The organism is Neobacillus terrisolis (assembly GCF_051233475.1).
Lineage (GTDB): Bacteria > Bacillota > Bacilli > Bacillales > Cytobacillaceae > Bacillus_BU.
This window is the reverse complement of the sequence record NZ_JBKFGH010000061.1, coordinates 1-1,174: the sequence shown is the minus strand read 5'-3', so window position 1 is coordinate 1,174 and position 1,174 is coordinate 1. Positions and strand designations below refer to the sequence as shown.

The 1,174-nt window shown below is 32.2% G+C and carries 1 protein-coding gene and 1 rRNA gene; both read right to left on the bottom strand.

Features of this window, described 5'->3' with window-relative positions:
• Positions 1–120 precede the first annotated feature (120 nt).
• Entirely contained in the window at positions 121–897 is a 777-nt protein-coding gene (locus tag ACI48O_RS22695; protein ID WP_435564083.1) for a class I SAM-dependent methyltransferase, read from the bottom strand.
• A 194-nt stretch (positions 898–1,091) separates the two neighbouring features.
• Positions 1,092–1,174, bottom strand: a 5S ribosomal RNA gene (rrf, locus tag ACI48O_RS22690); the annotation flags it as partial.

Here is a 1,174-nt window from a genome sequence, read left to right as displayed (position 1 = left end):
CGTCTCCACGTATTTCTCTATGTTGTTCTTTAAATTATACAAAAAATACCCTATAGAAAGAGCACTTTTTTTAAGTGTCTATTCTATAGGGTACATTTTAAGTTAGGTCTCCTTGTTTTTTTATTCTTTTATTCCAATTACACGGATTCTTTTGTAATCCGCTATCCAATTGCCGTCTTTATATAAAACCTCTTTTAAATTATCCTCAACATTCGTTATAATAAAATCTTTTTTATCATTTGGAATATCTTCGAACATATTACTGGCAAACATATCAATCCAGTTTTTTAATCCACTATCGCCGGTCAATTCGGTAGGTCGATCAAAGTGCTGAGCAAGGATCACTCTAAAACCCACCTCTTCCATTAGAGAAGAATATTGGGCTATACTGGGATAAAACCAGGGAAAATGTTCTTTTTTAAATTCAATTCCTGCTTTATTTATTTGAATAATAATTTCATTAGTTATTGTATGAACGTTTCCTTTCCCTCCAAATTCAGCAACAAATCTTCCTCCATGTTTTAAACTATTATATATACACGTTAGCGCTTTTTTAGGGGGCTTAACCCAATGAAGTGTAGCGTTAGAAAATACTGCATCAAATTCGTTATTATAGCTTAAGTCTATTGCATCCTGAACGCTAAACTTAATATTTGGATATTTACTTTTAGCCTGTTTAATCATATTTGCAGATTTGTCTATACCAACAACATCTATTTTACAATCAGATAATTTCTTTGCTAAATCTCCAGTTCCACAACCAAGGTCCAGTATTTTCTCCCCTGCTTTAGGTTCCAACATTTCAACTAAGCTATCCCCATATTTCGAAACAAAAGAATGTTTTATATCATATAAATTCGCATCCCAATTGTCCTTTTCACTCTTGGTTTTCCCCATATTATCCTCTCCTTTTGGTTAAAAATTCAAAATAAACTGTTTATTGTTAATAATATTATAACAATAAACATTAATAATTAAGATTAACAAAATTTATAAAAATTAATAACTAACTGTTATTACTAAGTTAAGTCTTTTTATTTATGATAGATAAAAAGCAAAAAAAAACAGCCTCATCAGCTGTTTTTTTGTTTGCCCGGCAGCGTCCTACTCTCACAGGGGGAGAGCCCCCAACTACCATCGGCGCTGAGAAGCTTAACTTCCGTGTTCGGTATGG

What these genes read in the sequence shown, in the direction of transcription:
- ACI48O_RS22695 (WP_435564083.1), bottom strand. Translation starts at nt 897, where the DNA reads ATGGGGAAAACCAAGAGTGAAAAGGACAATTGGGATGCGAATTTATAT.